Annotated in this window: 15 protein-coding genes; 9 read left to right on the plus strand and 6 right to left on the minus strand. The window is 69.7% G+C overall.

Annotated elements, in window-relative coordinates:
* Nucleotide 1: 1 nt before the first annotated feature.
* Together QO010_RS03250 and cobA are read left to right on the plus strand one after the other, a co-directional pair.
* Nucleotides 2-2,650: a molybdopterin oxidoreductase family protein gene (locus QO010_RS03250; protein WP_307347051.1), complete on the plus strand. Its 2,649-nt coding sequence runs from the start codon at nucleotides 2-4 to the stop codon at nucleotides 2,648-2,650.
* A complete protein-coding gene (gene cobA, locus QO010_RS03255) occupies nucleotides 2,640-3,452 on the plus strand; it encodes a uroporphyrinogen-III C-methyltransferase (protein WP_307345864.1) in 813 nt (270 codons plus the stop codon). The genes QO010_RS03250 and cobA overlap by 11 nt, the downstream gene beginning before the upstream one ends.
* Here the strand turns inward: cobA and QO010_RS03260 are convergent.
* Both QO010_RS03260 and QO010_RS03265 read right to left on the minus strand, forming a co-directional pair.
* On the minus strand, nucleotides 3,384-5,414 hold the full coding sequence (locus tag QO010_RS03260; RefSeq protein WP_307345866.1) for a M13 family metallopeptidase: 2,031 nt from the start codon (nucleotides 5,412-5,414) through the stop codon (nucleotides 3,384-3,386). The two genes, cobA and QO010_RS03260, sit on opposite strands and share 69 nt — an antisense overlap.
* Nucleotides 5,407-5,991: a cysteine hydrolase family protein gene (locus QO010_RS03265; protein WP_307345868.1), complete on the minus strand. Its 585-nt coding sequence runs from the start codon at nucleotides 5,989-5,991 to the stop codon at nucleotides 5,407-5,409. The genes QO010_RS03260 and QO010_RS03265 overlap by 8 nt, the downstream gene beginning before the upstream one ends.
* A gap of 106 nt (nucleotides 5,992-6,097) precedes the next feature.
* Here QO010_RS03265 and QO010_RS03270 point away from each other — a divergent pair, with 106 nt between their 5' ends.
* Nucleotides 6,098-6,556 (plus strand): Lrp/AsnC family transcriptional regulator, encoded by a 459-nt coding sequence (locus QO010_RS03270; RefSeq protein WP_307345871.1) that lies wholly within the window; start codon nucleotides 6,098-6,100, stop codon nucleotides 6,554-6,556.
* Nucleotides 6,557-6,569: 13 nt separating this feature from the next.
* On the opposite strand, the gene QO010_RS03275 is transcribed toward QO010_RS03270, so the two are convergent.
* Together QO010_RS03275 and tyrS are read right to left on the minus strand one after the other, a co-directional pair.
* The gene (locus QO010_RS03275) at nucleotides 6,570-6,995 is read right to left on the minus strand and encodes a hypothetical protein (protein ID WP_307345874.1); all 426 of its coding nucleotides are present in this window, start codon (nucleotides 6,993-6,995) and stop codon (nucleotides 6,570-6,572) included.
* A 13-nt stretch (nucleotides 6,996-7,008) separates the two neighbouring features.
* Nucleotides 7,009-8,316, minus strand: coding sequence for a tyrosine--tRNA ligase (gene tyrS / locus QO010_RS03280; protein WP_307345877.1), 1,308 nt, complete (start codon nucleotides 8,314-8,316; stop codon nucleotides 7,009-7,011).
* A 206-nt stretch (nucleotides 8,317-8,522) separates the two neighbouring features.
* On the opposite strand from tyrS, the gene QO010_RS03285 reads away from it, so the two are divergent.
* Both QO010_RS03285 and QO010_RS03290 read left to right on the plus strand, forming a co-directional pair.
* On the plus strand, nucleotides 8,523-9,089 hold the full coding sequence (locus tag QO010_RS03285) for a DOMON-like domain-containing protein (RefSeq protein WP_307345880.1): 567 nt from the start codon (nucleotides 8,523-8,525) through the stop codon (nucleotides 9,087-9,089).
* Nucleotides 9,086-10,288: an exo-beta-N-acetylmuramidase NamZ family protein gene (locus QO010_RS03290; RefSeq protein WP_307345882.1), complete on the plus strand. Its 1,203-nt coding sequence runs from the start codon at nucleotides 9,086-9,088 to the stop codon at nucleotides 10,286-10,288. The genes QO010_RS03285 and QO010_RS03290 overlap by 4 nt, the downstream gene beginning before the upstream one ends.
* A 33-nt stretch (nucleotides 10,289-10,321) precedes the next feature.
* Here the strand turns inward: QO010_RS03290 and ppa are convergent, their stop codons facing one another.
* Nucleotides 10,322-10,849 (minus strand): inorganic diphosphatase, encoded by a 528-nt coding sequence (ppa, locus tag QO010_RS03295; protein ID WP_307345884.1) that lies wholly within the window; start codon nucleotides 10,847-10,849, stop codon nucleotides 10,322-10,324.
* A complete protein-coding gene (locus QO010_RS03300; RefSeq protein WP_307345887.1) occupies nucleotides 10,849-11,499 on the minus strand; it encodes an alpha/beta hydrolase in 651 nt (216 codons plus the stop codon). The genes ppa and QO010_RS03300 overlap by 1 nt, the downstream gene beginning before the upstream one ends.
* Before the next feature lie 151 nt (nucleotides 11,500-11,650).
* Here QO010_RS03300 and QO010_RS03305 point away from each other — a divergent pair, with 151 nt between their 5' ends.
* The 4 genes from QO010_RS03305 to QO010_RS03320 are packed head-to-tail and all read left to right on the plus strand — an operon-like array spanning nucleotide 11,651 to nucleotide 14,926.
* Entirely contained in the window at nucleotides 11,651-12,100 is a 450-nt protein-coding gene (locus QO010_RS03305) for an Rrf2 family transcriptional regulator (RefSeq protein ID WP_307345889.1), read from the plus strand.
* Nucleotides 12,097-13,212 carry a cysteine desulfurase family protein gene (locus QO010_RS03310; protein WP_307345892.1) on the plus strand — a complete coding sequence of 372 codons (1,116 nt, stop codon included), beginning with the start codon at nucleotides 12,097-12,099 and terminating at the stop codon, nucleotides 13,210-13,212. The genes QO010_RS03305 and QO010_RS03310 overlap by 4 nt, the downstream gene beginning before the upstream one ends.
* Entirely contained in the window at nucleotides 13,212-14,681 is a 1,470-nt protein-coding gene (gene sufB, locus QO010_RS03315; RefSeq protein WP_307345894.1) for a Fe-S cluster assembly protein SufB, read from the plus strand. The genes QO010_RS03310 and sufB overlap by 1 nt, the downstream gene beginning before the upstream one ends.
* Entirely contained in the window at nucleotides 14,678-14,926 is a 249-nt protein-coding gene (locus tag QO010_RS03320; RefSeq protein WP_307345896.1) for a hypothetical protein, read from the plus strand. The genes sufB and QO010_RS03320 overlap by 4 nt, the downstream gene beginning before the upstream one ends.
* The last annotated feature ends 4 nt before the right edge of the window (nucleotides 14,927-14,930 follow it).

Consider the following 14,930-nt stretch of genomic DNA (forward strand, 5'->3'; position numbering starts at 1 on the left):
CATCCGCACCACCTGTCCCTACTGCGGCGTCGGCTGCGGCCTGGCGGTGAAGCCGCAGGGGCGGACGGTGGTGGCGGCGGGTGATCCCGAGCATCCGGCCAACCGCGGCCGGCTGTGCTCCAAGGGCGCGGCCCTGGGTTCGACGGTGGGGTTAGAAGGGCGGCTGCTGCATCCGATGATCGGCGAGCGCCGCGCCGGCTGGAGCGAGGCGACGGCCCTGATCGCCCGCCGCTTCCGCGCCGCCATCGAGCGGCACGGCCCGGACTCGGTGGCCTTCTATGTATCGGGCCAGCTGCTGACCGAGGACTATTACGCCGCCAACAAGCTGATGAAGGGCTTCATCGGCTCGGGCAATATCGACACCAACAGCCGGCTCTGCATGGCCTCGGCGGTGGTGGCCCATAAGCTCAGCTTCGGCGCCGACCTGGTCCCCGGCTGCTATGAGGACCTGGACCTGGCCGACCTGGTGGTGTTCGCCGGCCACAACGCCGCCTGGACCCATCCGGTGCTGTTCCGCCGCCTGGAAGCGGCGCGGGCGGCGGGCCAGCGCCATGTGGTCATCGACCCGCGCCGCACCGACACCGCCGAGGTCGCCGACCTGCATCTGCCCCTGCGGCCCCAGAGCGATGTCAGGCTTTGGAACGGCCTGCTGGCCGACCTGATCCAGCGCGGCGCGGTCGACCGGGCCTATGTCGCCGCCCATGTCTCGGGGTTCGCCGAGGTCGAAGCCGCCCTGGCCAGGGACGACCAATCCCTGGCGGCCGTCGCCGCCGACTGCGACCTGATCCCGGCTGATCTGGAACGGTTCTACGCCTGGTTCGCCCAGACGCCCCGCACCGTCAGCCTGTTTTCCATGGGCGCCAACCAGTCGGCCCAGGGCGTGGCCAAGGGGCTGGCCATCATCAACGCCCACCTGGCCACCGGCCGGATCGGCAAGCCCGGGGCCTGCCCCTTCTCGATCACCGGCCAGCCCAACGCCATGGGGGGGCGCGAAACGGGCGGCATGGCGAACACCCTGGCCGCCCATATGGACTTCGAGCCGGAAAGCCGCGCGCGCCTGGCCCGGTTCTGGGCCGCGCCGGCGGTGGCCGAGCGGGCGGGGCTCAAGGCGGTCGAGCTCTTCGACGCCGTCGCCGAGGGGCGTATCAAGGCCCTGTGGATCATGGCCACCAATCCCGCCGTCAGCCTGCCGGGGACCGGCAAGGTCCGCGAGGCGCTGAAGGCCTGTCCGTTCGTGGTCGTCTCCGACGTCATGGCCAGCGGCGACACCCTGGACCTGGCCCATGTGCGGCTGCCGGCCCTGGCCTGGGGCGAGAAGGACGGCACGGTCACCAATTCCGAGCGCCGCATCTCGCGCCAGCGGCCGCTGTTCGATCCGCCCGGCGAGGCCAGGGCCGACTGGCGCATCGTCGCCGACGTGGCGGACGCCATGGGCTTTGGCGAGGCCTTCGCCTGGCGCGGCCCCGGCCAGGTGTTCCGCGAATGGGCCCGTCTGACCGCCTATGAGAACCAGGACCGCACCCTGAACCTGGGCCCGCTGGTCGGGCTGGATCAGGCCGGCTACGACGCCCTGGCGCCGGTGCAGTGGCCGATCACGCCGGCGGGGGAGGGGACGGCGCGCCTCTTCGTCGACGGCCGGTTCCAGACCCCGGACGGCCGCGCCCTGATGAACCCGGTCGCGCCGCAGGGCGCCGCCATCCCGCTCGACGGCGCCTTTTCGCTGGCCCTCAACACCGGCCGGGTCCGCGATCACTGGCACACCCTGACCCGCACCGGCCTGGCCCCCGAGCTCTGCCGCCACGCGCCCGAGCCCTATGTCGACATTCATCCCGAGGACGCGGCGGCGGCCGGCGTGACCGAGGGCGCCCTGACCCGGGTGCGCACGGCCAGCGGCGAGGCGGTGGCGCCGGCGCGGCTCACCGACCGGCAGCGGCGGGGCGATCTCTTCATGCCCATGCACTGGACGGCGGCCTACGCCCCGGCCGGCAGGGCCAATCTCCTGGTCGGGCCCACCGTCGATCCCCGCTCCGGCCAGCCGGAATTCAAGCACAGCCCCGCCCAGGTGCGTCCCTATCGCGAGACCTGGCGGGGCTTCTTCCTGTCGCGCCAGGCCTGGGCGGCCCCCAGCGACCTGGACCTGGTCTGGCGGCGCATTCCGCAGGACGGCTGCCAGTTGCATGAGTTCGCCGGCCGGGGCGACGACGAGGAGCGCGAGGCCCTACGCCGCGTCCTGATCAAGGGGTCGCCCGCCGCCGAGGTGCTGCGCTACGAGGACCAGACGGTGGGCAGCCTGCGCGAGGCCTTCCTCGACGGCGACCGTCTGGACCGGGTGTTGTTCACCGCCACCACCGGCCGCCTGCCGCCGCGCGAATGGCTGGCCGCGCTGTTCACCCAGGGCGCCCTGACGGCGGCCGATCGCTCCACCCTGCTGATCGGCCGCGCGCCGGGCCAGCCGCTCTCGACCGCCCCCATCGTCTGCGCCTGCCGGGGCGTGCGGGCCGACCGCATCGACGCGGCCATCGCCGCCGGCGCGGACGACCTGGACGCGGTGGCCGAGGCGACCGGGGCCGGGGCGGCCTGCGGCTCGTGCCGGCCGCAGATCGCCCACCAGCTTAGAACCCGCAAACCGGAGGCCCTGCATGCCGCATAGCCCTGCAATCGGCCGGGTCCAGCTCGTCGGGGCGGGACCCGGGGCGGCGGATCTGCTGACGGTCCGCGCCCTGCGCGCCATCGAGGGCGCTCAGGCTGTGCTCTATGACGCCCTGGTTTCGGCCGAGATCGTCGCCCTGGCCCCCGCCGCCTGCCTGAAGATCCGCACCGGCAAGCGGGCCGGCCGGGCCAGCCTGAAGCAGGAAACCATAAACCGCCTGATGCTCCGCCTGGCGCGGCGGGGCCTGAAGGTCGTGCGGCTGAAGGGCGGCGATCCCTCCATCTTCGGGCGGGTAGGCGAGGAGGCCGCCTTCCTGCGGGCCCACGGCGTCGAGACCGAGATCGTCCCGGGCGTCACCGCCGCCTGCGCCGCCGCGGCTCAGTTCGGCTTCCCGCTGACCCATCGCGGCGAGGCCCGCCGCCTGGTCTTCGCCACCGCCATGACCCGGGAGGGCCTGGCCCCATCCGACTGGGCGGCAGCCGCCGATCCCGAGGCTACCCTGGCGCTCTATATGGGCCGCGACCAGCTGGGCGCTGTCGCCGGCCAGCTGATCGCCCAGGGCCGCGCCCCAAGCACCCCGGCCATGGCCGTCGAAAACGCCGGACGACCGGAGGCGCGGGCCATCCCGGGCGTGCTGGGTGACCTGGCCGATCGCCTGGCGGCCCAGGCCTGCGACGGACCCGTCGTGCTGATCATCGGCGAGGTCGCGGCACGCGCTCGCTTAAGCGCGCTCTCACCAGATTCGCGGCCGCGCCTCCGGTCTCAAATAGAGGCTGTCCCCCGGCTTCACATCGAACGCTGACCCCCAGGCCTCCAGGTTCCGCACCGTGGCGGTCCGGTAGGCGCCCGGCGGATGGGTGTCCGTGGCGATCTGCCGGCGCAGGGCGGCGTCGGTCTGGACGCGGCGCCAGCGGCGGGCGAAGGCCAGGAAGAAGCGCTGCTCGCCCGTCAGGCCGTTCTTGACCGTGTCGGGCCGGCCGTTCAGCGACAGCAAGTAGGCGTCGTGGGCCGCCAGCAGGCCGGCGAGATCGGCGATGCTCTCGCCCAGCACCTGCTCGCCGTTCACGCAGAGGCCGGGCTGCGGGCAATAGGCGTTGAGCTGGGCGAGCAGCGGGGCGGCGGCGGCGCGGTAGCGGGCCAGGTCTTCGGGGCCCCACCAGCGGACCAGGCGGCCGCGGGCGTCGTAGAGACTGCCCAGTTCGTCGACGCTGTGGGTGATCTCGTGGGCCATGCCGGCGCCCGCCGAGCCGTAGTTGGTCGCGGCGTCGCCCGTGGGGTCGAAATAGGGCGGCTGCAGCAGGGCCGCCGAGAACTGCATGGCGTTGGGGCTGAAGTTGATGATGGCGCCGACCTGCTGCGGATAGAGCTGGATCCATTCGGCCGGGTCGACGGGCCGACCCAGCTTGGCCAGCTCGCGGCGGTAGGCGAAGGCCTCGGCGCGGTCCAGGTTGCCGAAGGCGTCGCCGCGCACCACCGCCAGCCCTGAGTAGTCGATCCAGCGGTCCGGATAGCCGACCCCGATCCTCAACCCCGCCAGCTTGGCCAGCGCCGTCTGGCGGGCCGCGGGCGAGCGCCAAGCCTGCCGTTCGACGCGGGCGATGAGGGCGGTGCGAAGGGTCTCGGCCATCGCCGCCGCCGCGGCCTTGGCCTGGGGCGGGAAGTAGCGGGCGACATAGAGCTGGCCGATGTCCTCGCCCAGGGCCGCGGTGGTGGCGGCTATGGCCTGAGGGACGCGATCCTCGGCGAGGGGTGGGCCTCCGGCGGGGCGGTTGAGGGGGGAGTTTCCCTCCCCGCCGAAGGCCCTGGGCAGCACCGCCGCATGGTGTTCGGCGAGATGGAAGGCGAGGTAGTCCTTCCATGCCACCAGCGGCTGGCTGCCCACCAGGCTGGCCGCGCCGACCACGGCCGAGGGCTGCCAGACGAGGAACTGGTCCTGCCGGTCCAGGCCCGCGGCCTTGAACCAGGCGGCCCAGTCCAGGCCAGGCGCCCTGGCGGCGAAGTCGGCGCGGCGCCAGGCGTTGTCGGTCTTGAAGACATCGTCGGTGTCGGCGCGGGAGGCGTGGGTCTTGGCGATGGCGATTTCCAGGGCCAGGACGCGGCCGGCGCGGAGGTCGGGCTGGTCGAAGCCGGCCAGCTTCAGCACTCTCGCGACATGGGCCCGGTAGACGTCCCGGCGCGCGGCCGCCTCGGGGCCGGCGTCCAGATAGTCGTCGCGATCAGGGAGGCCCAGTCCGCCCTGCACTAGGTGGGGGACATAGTGGTCGGGGTCGTGGAAGCCCTGGTGGATCCAGACGCCGAACAGGCCGTCGGTCTGGGTATTACTCCCGTCGTCGAGCCGCAGGCTGCGGCCCAGATAGGTCGCAAGGCCCTGGCGGTCCCGGATGACGGCGATGGCGGCCAGTCCGCCGGCCAGGGGCTGCACGCCCTTGGCCTCGATGCCGGCCTGGTCCATCCAGCTGGCGTAGTAGTCGCCGATCCGGCGGGCGCGGGCTGAGGCCGGGGCCTTGGCGGCAGCCTCGACCAGGTCGCGGACCTGCCGGGCGGTTTCGTCCCGCAGCATGGCGGTGGTGTCGTAGCGGTCCCGGCCTTGCGGCAAGGGCGTGGTCTTCAGCCAGTCGCCGTTGGCGTAGCCGTAGAAGTCATCGCCAGGCCGTACGGAAGCGTCGATGGCCGGCGGGTCCGCCGCGCGGGGCGTCGAGCCGGCGAGGGCCGACCCGGACAGGATGGCGGCGGCGGCGCAAGCGGTGAGTAGCCTCCTAGTCATTGGCCGCCTCGTGCACGCCGAGAGCCGTCAGCACGGCGCGGGTGTCGACGACCTGGGCGAACTCGTCCTTCAGGTCGCTGAGCGCGGCGTTGTGAACCTCGTCGGCGGGACGGATCCGCCCGTCGAGATTGGCCCGGGCGAAGGTCGCGGTGGCGTCCGCCACCACGATGGTCTCGAAGCCCAGGTTGGCGGCCATGCGCGCGGTCGTGGAGATGCAGTGGTTGGTGGTCAGGCCCACGATGACCAGGGCAGGGGCGCCCGCCGCGCGCAGGTCGGCCTCGAGCGTCGTGCCGATGAAGGCGCTGTTGACCCGCTTGCGATAGAGCCGTTCTCCGGCCAGCGGCCGGGCCTGGGGCTTGGGCGCATTGCCGGGCGTCCCCGGCCGCAGCCGGCCGGCGGGGCTGGGGGAGTCATGATGGACATGGATGACCGGCGCGCCTGCCGCCCGCCAGGCCGCCAGCAGGGCCGCGACCCTGGCCTCCGCCGCTGGGTTGTTGCGGACGCCCCAGGCGGGGTCGTCGAAGCCCATCTGCATGTCGACCACCAGCAGGGTGGCGTCGCGGTTCAGCGGTCGCAAGCGGGGCCTCCTTGACAGCTTCCGTTCGCGGCCGATTGTTGCGGCCAAGCATGTGCGTCGCCATCAGCAAGACGGCGGCGGACCCTGGCGAAACGATTGAAAACCCATGGCCGATAGACGAAACGGCGGCGTCCGGGACGCCATCGACGAGAAGCTGGTTTCGCTGCTGTGCCAGAACGCCCGCATGACGCTGACGGCGCTGGCCCGGGAGCTGGCCCTGTCGCGCACGGCGCTGCAGGCCCGCATGGCCCGGCTGGAGCGCGACAAGGTCATCGTCGGCTACCGGGCGGTGCTGGGGGACCTGTCTGGGGCGGGCGAGGACAACAGCCTGGGGGCCGTGCTCTCGATCACCTTCAGCCAGCGGCCCTGTTTCCCGGTCGTCGAGAAGTTCCGCCACTGGCCCGAGATCACCAACTACTACTCGGTGACCGGCCCGCTCGACGCCTATGTGGTGGTCAAGGTGAACAACGCCCGCGACCTGTCCCAGTTGGTGGACAGGCTGAGCGCCATAGCCGGTGTGGATCAGGTGCGGTCGGCGGTCGTCCTGAAGGCGGAGTGCAGCTGAGGGCCCCTGAGTCTTACGGAGCCAAACCCGCGGCCCAGGCGGGGATAGCCGCCCCGCCTCCATCAAGGCAGATTGTCATCATGGCCAACGCCTCCAGCCTGGCCGGTTGCGGGCCTGGCGGGTTGAGGAAGGCGACCGGCTTGCCCGCGGCGTGGGCGAAGGCGGCCTCGACCAGGGTGTTTGGTCCGACATAACCCGCAACGCCATGCTTTTCGAAGTTGGCGATCAGAACCCCGTCGCAGGCGCGAATCTGTTCCAGGTAGCCGAGGAGGTAGCCTCGTTTCCTGTCGACCGCCTGCTCCAGGGGCAGCGAGTCCCAGTCGAGGTCGCCCTCTTCCCGAACCGGTGTGAACACCGCCTCTACGTGGGCGCGGAGGTCGGCGGCGATCGCCTCCATTTCGTCGATGAAGCTCATCGAACCGCAGATGGCGATCTTCATTTCGCCCGAGCCCCTAGACCGGCCGCACCAGCACGATCTTCTTCTTGCCGGCCGCCAGCTTGATCACCCCGTCGACCAGGTCGGCGGGGGTCACCATCTGGTTGCCGTCCGCCACGGCCACGTCGTTGACCTTCAGCCCGCCGCCCTGGGCCAGGCGCCGCGCGTCGGAGCGCGAGCCCGCCAGACCGGCGTCGACCGCCAGGGCCGCCAGCATGATCCCCTCGGCCAGGCTGGCCGCGGGAATCTCGTAGCTGGGCAGGTCGCCGCTGACCGAGCCCTGTTCGAAGGCCTTTTCCGCCGCGTCCCGCGCCGCCCGCGCGGCCTCTTCGCCGTGCAGCAGGGTGGTGGCCGCGTCGGCGAGGACCTTCTTGGCCTCGTTGATGCCGGCGCCTTCGAGGGCTTCGAGGCGAGCGATCTCGGCCAGGGGCAGGTCGGTGTAGAGGCGCAGGAAGCGGCCGACATCGGCGTCCTCGGCGTTGCGCCAGAACTGCCAGTAGTCGTAGGGGCTGCGCATGTCGGCGTTCAGCCAGACCGCCCCGGCCGCCGTCTTGCCCATCTTGGCGCCCGAGCTGGTGGCCAGCAGGGGGGTAGTCAGGCCGAAGGCCGGCTTCTGATCGACGCGGCGGATCAGCTCCACGCCGTTGAGGATGTTGCCCCACTGGTCCGAGCCGCCCATCTGCAGGCTGCAGCCGTAGCGGCGGTTCAGCTCCAGGAAGTCGGTGGCCTGCATCAGCATGTAGTTGAATTCGATGAAGGTCAGCGGCTGCTCGCGGTCCAGCCGCAGCTTGACCGAGTCGAAGGCCAGCATGCGGTTGATGGTGAAATGCACGCCGTAGTCGCGCAGGAAGTCGATGTAGCCGAGCTTGCTCAGCCACTCGTCATTGTTGACCATGATGGCGTCGGTCGGACCGTCGCCAAAGGTCAGGAAACGGCTGAACACCGTCTTGATGCTGGCGATATTGGCCTCGATGTCGGCCTCGCTGAGCAGCTTGCGGGTCTCGTCCTTGCCCGAGGGATCGCCGACCTTGGTGGTGCCTCCGCCCATCAGCACGATGGGGCGATGGCCGGCCTGCTGCAGGCGGCGCAGCATCATGATGGTCAAGAGGTTGCCGACATGCAGGCTGGGCGCGGTGGCGTCGAAGCCGATGTAGCCGGTGACGACCCCGCCGGCCGCCGCCTGGTCCAGCTCGTCCGGATGGGTGATCTGGTGGATGTAGCCGCGGTCGCGCATGACCTGCAGGAACGAGGACTTGAAGGCGTCGGACATCGGCGGAATCTCAAGTTGCGCGGCGGGCGGCTGTAGCACGGTGATGGCGTTCATGACAGTTGGCTCCTTGGGGAAGGGCCGGGGGCTGTCTGATCGGAGTTTTGGAGATCATGCCGCCGGCGATTGGGCGGCAAGCAGGATCGCGCCGCGCCTCAGTAGGAGGGGCGGTAGTACCGGCCGGTAGCGGGGCGAGCGGCGATCATGGGCCGCTTGGTAGCCTCGCCCATTGACCGGCGTCAAGCGGTCGCTATCGAAGGGGTATGCTGCTGGCGCTCAAGGCTCACCCCGACAATCCTTCCCCCCCCTCCGGGATTGGGTCGGTCGAATACATCGAGGTCGACGTCCTGCGCGGGACGCCGCAAACCCTGACCCTGACCTGGCTGCTGACCGGCGACCTGGGCGGCATCGTCCTGCCGGCGTTTCGCGGCCGCTCGCGGCAGGACGATCTGTGGAAGCACAGCTGTTTCGAGCTGTTCGTGCGGGGCGAGGGCGAGAGCTACTACGAGTTCAATTTCTCGCCCTCCGGCGGCTGGGCGGCCTATCGCCTGGCGTCGTACCGGGGCGAGATGACCAATGCGCCGGGAACGCCGGTGCTGGACCACGGCTTTCGGACCGGATCCAAATCGCTCAGCATGGTGGCGACGCTCGACCTGAGCGGCCTGCCCGGGCTGTCGCTCGCCGAGCCCCTACGCATCGGGCTGTCGGCCATCATCGAGGACCCAGGTGGCCAGCGGTCCTTCTGGGCCCTGGCCCACCCGCCGGGCGAGCCGGACTTCCACAACCCTGTCGCCTTCGCGGGCGACATCCCGACGATGGATTACGCATGAACTTCGGCATCGACCGCCTCATCGCCGAACCCGAGCTGCGCGCCGCCCTCAGAGGCCGCCGGGTCGCCCTGCTGGCCCATCCGGCCTCGGTCACCGCCGACCTGACCCATTCCGTCGACGCCCTGATGGCGCTGGGCGACCTGAAGATCACCGCCGCCTTCGGGCCGCAGCACGGCATGCGCGGCGACCTGCAGGACAACATGATGGAGTCGCCGGACTACACCGACCCGACCTACGGCTTCCCGGTGTTCAGCCTCTACGGCGAAACCCGCCGGCCGACCGGCCAGGCCATGCACACCTTCGATGTCATCCTGATCGACATGCAGGACCTGGGCTGCCGCATCTACACCTTCATCACCACACTTCTGTATGTGCTCGAAGCCGCCGCCCAGCACGGCAAGGAGGTCTGGGTGCTGGACCGCCCCAACCCCGCCGGCCGGCCTGTCGAGGGCCTGACCCTGCTGCCGGGCTGGGAGAGCTTCGTGGGCGCCGGGCCGATGCCGATGCGCCACGGCATGACCCTGGGCGAACTGGGCCACTGGTTCATCGACCATTTCCGCCTGCAGGTCGCCTATCGGGTGATCGAGATGCAGGGCTATGACCCCGAGGCGGCCCCTGGGTTCGGCTGGCCGCTGGGCGAGCGGGCCTGGGTCAACCCCAGCCCCAATGCGCCCAACCTGTGGATGGCCCGGGCCTACGCCGGCACGGTGATGCTGGAGGGCACGACCCTGTCGGAGGGGCGCGGCACGACACGGCCGCTGGAGCTGTTCGGGGCGCCGGACATCGACGCCAGGAAGGTGATCGCGCAGATGCGGTCGCTGGCGCCGCAATGGCTGGAAGGCTGCCGCCTGCGCGACATCTGGTTCCAGCCGACCTTCCACAAGCATGTCGGCAAGCTGAACAGCGGAGTGCAGATCCACACCGAGGATCCGAGCTACGACCACGCGGCGTTCAAGCCGTGGCGGGTGCAGGCGGTGGGGTTCAAGGCGATACGGACGCTCTATCCGGACTACGACCTCTGGCGGGATTTTCCGTACGAGTACGTGTTCGACAAGCTGGCGATCGACGTGATCAATGGCGGGCCGGGGCTGCGGGAATGGGTCGATGACGCCGGGGCGGTGGCGGGAGACTTGGATGCGGTGACGGAGCCGGACGAGGCGGCCTGGGTCGAAGAGCGCCGCCCCTACCTCCTCTACTAGCCGTTTCCCCAGCGAAAGTTGGGGACGCGGAGATTACTTCTTCGCCCGCTCGATCCCCTCAAGCACCATCTTGCGAGCCTCGGCCGCATCGCCCCAGCCCTTCAGCTTGACCCACTTGCCAGGCTCCAGGTCCTTGTAGTGGCTGAAGAAATGCTCGACCTGGTCCAGGGTGATCTGCGGCAGGTCCTTCAGGTCCTGGACGTTGTCGTAGCGCGCCGTCAGGTGAGACGACGGCACCGCGATCAGCTTCTCGTCGATCCCGGCCTGGTCTTCCATGAGCAGCACGCCGACGATCCGGCAGCTCATCACCGCCCCCGGCGCGATGGCTCTCGTGTTCATGCAGATCACGTCGACCGGGTCGCCATCGCCCGACAGGGTGTGGGGGATGAAGCCGTAATTCCCGGGATAGCGCATCGGCGTGTAGAGGAAGCGGTCGACCATCAGGACGCCGGCTTCCTTGTGCAGCTCGTACTTGATCGGTTCGCCGCCCAGCGGCACCTCGATGACGACATTGACGTCCTCGGGCGGATTGCGACCGATTGGAATGGCGTCGAGGTTCATTACGCGGGGTCCGCGGCCAGGCGCTTGTCCAGATAGCCGCCGACCTGGCTTTCCACGATGGGCAACTGCTCGGTCCAGAAGTGGCCGGCGCCGGGGATCAGCTCATAATCGATGACGATGCCTTTTTGCGTGCGCAGCTTGGAGACCACCCGCTCGACCTCGGTCGGCGGCACCACGGTGTCGGACTCGCCGTGCAGAATCAGGCCCGAGGCGGGGCAGGGGGCCAGGAAGCTGAAGTCGTACATGTTGGTCGGCGGCGAGACCGAGATGAAGCCGTCGGTTTCCGGACGGCGCATGAGGAGCTGCATGCCCACCCAGGCCCCGAAGTCGAAGCCGGCCACCCAGGTCTGGCTGGCGGCGGGGTTGTTGGACTGCAGCCAGTCCAGGGCGGTGGCCGCGTCGGCCAGCTCGCCGATGCCGCTGTCGAACTCGCCCTGCGAACGCCCGACGCCGCGGAAGTTGAAGCGCAGGACCGCGAAGCCGCGCTTCATGAACAGGTGATAGAGCTGCACGGCCACGGGGTTGTTCATGTGGCCCCCGGCGCGCGGGTGGGGGTGCAGGATCAAAGCGATGGGCGCGGTCTCGCGCTTGCCCGGAGAGTATCGACCCTCGATCCGGCCGGCCGCGCCGGTCAGAACCACTTCAGGCATGCCATCGTCCCGTCGTTTGGCGCCCGGTTGAATACTTGACCATGGCGCTTGGTTTTCCTACATCCGCCTTACAGCGAGCGAGGGGCTTCAAGAACCCCTTGCGAGGCGCGGCTTAACACAGGCCGCGCGCCCGATGCCAAGGATTATCGCCATGCGCCTGTCGACCAAGGGACGTTACGCCGTCATGGCCATGACCGACCTTGCCGGTCGTCAGGATGCGGAAGGCGAGGGCCGGGCGGTGGCGCTGGCCGATATCGCAGCCCGCCAGGAGATTTCGCTGTCCTATCTGGAGCAGCTGTTCGCCCGCCTGCGCCGGCGCGGTCTGGTCAAGAGCCACCGCGGCCCGGGCGGCGGTTATCGCCTGGCCGCCAGCGCCGAACTGACCCGCATCGCCGATATCGTCATGGCCGTGGACGAGCCCCTGCGCGCCACCCGCTGCAACGTGGTCGGCAAGGGCTGCATGGCCAAGGGCGAGCGCTGCCTGACCCATGACCTGTGGGAAGAGATGGGCCGCCAGATTCACGGCTACCTCGCCAGCGTGTCGCTGGCCGACGTGCTGGCCGGACGGCTACGCCCTGGCGCCGTCTCGGAGGCCGCGTGAGCGTCTATCTCGACCATAACGCCACCGCCCCCATGCGCCCCGAGGCCATCGCGGCGATGACCGCGCGGCTGGCCGTGACCGGCAATCCCAGTTCCGTGCACGCCGCCGGCCGGGCCGCCCGCTCGGCGGTCGAGACCGCACGCGCCCAGGTCGCCGGGCTGGTTGGGGTGGTCCCGGGCTCGGTCACCTTCGTCAGCGGCGGCACCGAGGCCAACGCGCTGGCCATCGAGAGCGCCGTGCGAGCCGGCGTCGCGCGGATCATCGTGGGCGCCACCGAGCATGACGCCGTCGTCGAGACCGCGAAAATGAGCGGCCTGCCGGTCGAGACCTGGCCGGTTGACGCCTCGGGCGTCGCCGACTTCGCCTGGCTGGACGCGGCCCTGGCCCGCGAGGGCCGCGCCCTGGTCTGCCTGATGCTGGCCAACAACGAGACGGGCGTCATCCAGCCGGTGGCCGAAGCCGCCGAGAAGGTCCGCGCCGCCGACGGCTGGCTGCATGTCGACGCCATCCAGGCCGCCGGCAAGATCCTCATCGATTTCAGCGCTCTGGGCGCAGATACTCTGGCGCTTTCGGCCCACAAGCTGGGCGGCCCGCAAGGCGTCGGCGCTCTGGTCGCCGGGACCCGCGCCATTCTCAGCCGCCGCCAGCACGGCGGTGGGCAGGAACGTGGCCGCCGGGCCGGCACCGAGAATGTCGCCGGCATCGTTGCCTTTGGCGCCGCCGCCGCCGCTGACCCCTCGCACGACCAGTCCGGCTATCGCGACGAACTGGAAGCCCGTATGCGCGCCGCTGGGGCCGTGGTGCTGGGCGAGGGCGCTGAGCGCCTGCCCCAGACCCTGTGCGTGGCCTTCGAGGGCTGGCCGTCGGAACTGCAGGTCATGACCCTGGACCTGGCCGGGGTGATGGTCAGCGCCGGCTCGGCCTGTTCCTCCGGCAAGGTCAAGGCCAGCCGGGTGGTCGAGGCCATGGGGCGGCCGGATCTGGCGCCCTTCGCCATCCGCGTCAGCGGCGGCTGGGATTCGACGCAAGAAGACTGGCGCCGCTGCGGCGATGCCTGGAGTGAAGCTTTGGAACGCCATCTGGCGCGCCGTCAGACGAGAGAGGTCGCCTGATGGCCGCCGTGAGCAAGACCGTCGAGCAGGTCGGCGAACTGGAATCCTACAAGCACGGCTTCGTCTCGGACATCGAGCAGGAGTTCGCGCCCAAGGGCCTGTCGGCCGACACCGTCCGCTTCATCTCGGCCAAGAAGGGCGAGCCGGACTGGATGCTGCAATGGCGGCTCGAGGCCTATGAGCGCTGGCTGGTCCTGGAACAGCCCGACTGGGCCAGGGTCGAGTTCCCGCCGATCGACTACCAGAACAGCTACTACTATGCCGCCCCCTCGACCAAGGAAGGCCCCAAGAGCCTGGACGAGGTCGATCCCGAGCTGCTGGCCATCTACGCCAAACTCGGAATTCCGCTGAAGGAACAAGAGGTTCTGGCCGGTGTCGAAGGCGCCCCGCGCTATGCGGTGGACGCGGTGTTCGACAGCGTCTCGGTGGTCACCACCTTCAAGAAGGAGCTGGCGGCGGTCGGGGTGATCTTCTGCTCGATGAGCGAGGCGATCCGCGAGCATCCCGAGCTGGTCCGCAAATACCTGGGCTCGGTGGTGCCGGTCAGCGACAACTTCTTCGCCTGCCTCAACAGCGCGGTCTTCAGCGACGGCAGCTTCGTCTACATTCCGCCGGGCGTGCGCTGCCCGATGGAGCTGTCGACCTATTTCCGCATCAACGCCGCCGAGAGCGGCCAGTTCGAGCGCACCCTGATCATCGCCGACAAGGGCGCCTACTGCTCTTACCTCGAGGGCTGCACCGCCCCGATGCGCGACGAGAACCAGTTGCACGCCGCCGTGGTCGAGCTGGTCATCCTCGACGACGCCGAGATCAAATACTCCACTGTCCAGAACTGGTACCCGGGCGACCCGGTGACCGGGAAGGGCGGCATCTACAACTTCGTCACCAAGCGGGCCGACTGCCGCGGCGACCGCGCCAAGGTCAGCTGGACCCAGGTCGAGACCGGCAGCGCCATCACCTGGAAATATCCCTCCTGCGTGCTGCGCGGCGAGAGCAGTGTGGGCGAGTTCTATTCCATCGCCATCACCAACGGCCGCCAGCAGGCCGACACCGGCACCAAGATGATCCACCTGGGCGCCAACACCCGCTCGCGGATCATCTCCAAGGGGATCAGCGCCGGCCGCTCGTCCAACACCTACCGGGGCTTGGTTTCAGCCCACCCCAAGGCCAAGGGGGCCCGCAACTTCACCCAGTGCGACAGCCTGCTGATCGGCAAGGACTGCGGCGCCCACACCGTCCCCTACATCGAGGCCCGCAACGGCTCGGCCAAGTTCGAGCACGAGGCGACCACCACCCGGCTGTCGGAAGACCAGCTGTTCTACGTCATGCAGCGCGGCCTCTCCCAGGAGGAGGCGGTGCAGCTGCTGGTCAACGGCTTCGTCAAGGAGGTCCTGCAGGAACTCCCGATGGAGTTCGCCGTCGAGGCGCAGAAGCTGGTGGCGATCTCGCTGGAGGGGTCGGTGGGATGATCGAGCATCCGACCACCGATTTGGATCGTGTGAGCCTGCGTATCTCGGAAATGGCGAGGGCCTTTGCGGCAGAGGCGGATGGGCTCGCCAGTGATCCCTATTTCCGCGACGCCGTGTTGAAGGTCAGCGTTTCGTCGTTCACCTGGGCCATGCGTGAGGCATTCGACGATCGCTCGCAATATCTACTGGCCGACGAACTCGCTACCCAAGCCACCGCCGTTCGGCGTGCCTCAGAAGTGAAATAACTCA

This window comes from Caulobacter ginsengisoli, assembly GCF_030814835.1.
GTDB classification, from domain to species: Bacteria; Pseudomonadota; Alphaproteobacteria; order Caulobacterales; family Caulobacteraceae; genus Caulobacter; species Caulobacter ginsengisoli.

What these genes read in the sequence shown, in the direction of transcription:
- ppa (WP_307345884.1), bottom strand. Translation starts at nt 10,849, where the DNA reads ATGAACCTCGACGCCATTCCAATCGGTCGCAATCCGCCCGAGGACGTC.
- tyrS (WP_307345877.1), bottom strand. Translation starts at nt 8,316, where the DNA reads ATGAACGCCATCACCGTGCTACAGCCGCCCGCCGCGCAACTTGAGATT.
- QO010_RS03305 (WP_307345889.1), top strand. Translation starts at nt 11,651, where the DNA reads ATGCGCCTGTCGACCAAGGGACGTTACGCCGTCATGGCCATGACCGAC.
- QO010_RS03320 (WP_307345896.1), top strand. Translation starts at nt 14,678, where the DNA reads ATGATCGAGCATCCGACCACCGATTTGGATCGTGTGAGCCTGCGTATC.
- sufB (WP_307345894.1), top strand. Translation starts at nt 13,212, where the DNA reads ATGGCCGCCGTGAGCAAGACCGTCGAGCAGGTCGGCGAACTGGAATCC.
- QO010_RS03290 (WP_307345882.1), top strand. Translation starts at nt 9,086, where the DNA reads ATGAACTTCGGCATCGACCGCCTCATCGCCGAACCCGAGCTGCGCGCC.
- QO010_RS03270 (WP_307345871.1), top strand. Translation starts at nt 6,098, where the DNA reads ATGGCCGATAGACGAAACGGCGGCGTCCGGGACGCCATCGACGAGAAG.
- cobA (WP_307345864.1), top strand. Translation starts at nt 2,640, where the DNA reads ATGCCGCATAGCCCTGCAATCGGCCGGGTCCAGCTCGTCGGGGCGGGA.
- QO010_RS03275 (WP_307345874.1), bottom strand. Translation starts at nt 6,995, where the DNA reads ATGAAGATCGCCATCTGCGGTTCGATGAGCTTCATCGACGAAATGGAG.
- QO010_RS03285 (WP_307345880.1), top strand. Translation starts at nt 8,523, where the DNA reads ATGCTGCTGGCGCTCAAGGCTCACCCCGACAATCCTTCCCCCCCCTCC.
- QO010_RS03260 (WP_307345866.1), bottom strand. Translation starts at nt 5,414, where the DNA reads ATGACTAGGAGGCTACTCACCGCTTGCGCCGCCGCCGCCATCCTGTCC.
- QO010_RS03300 (WP_307345887.1), bottom strand. Translation starts at nt 11,499, where the DNA reads ATGCCTGAAGTGGTTCTGACCGGCGCGGCCGGCCGGATCGAGGGTCGA.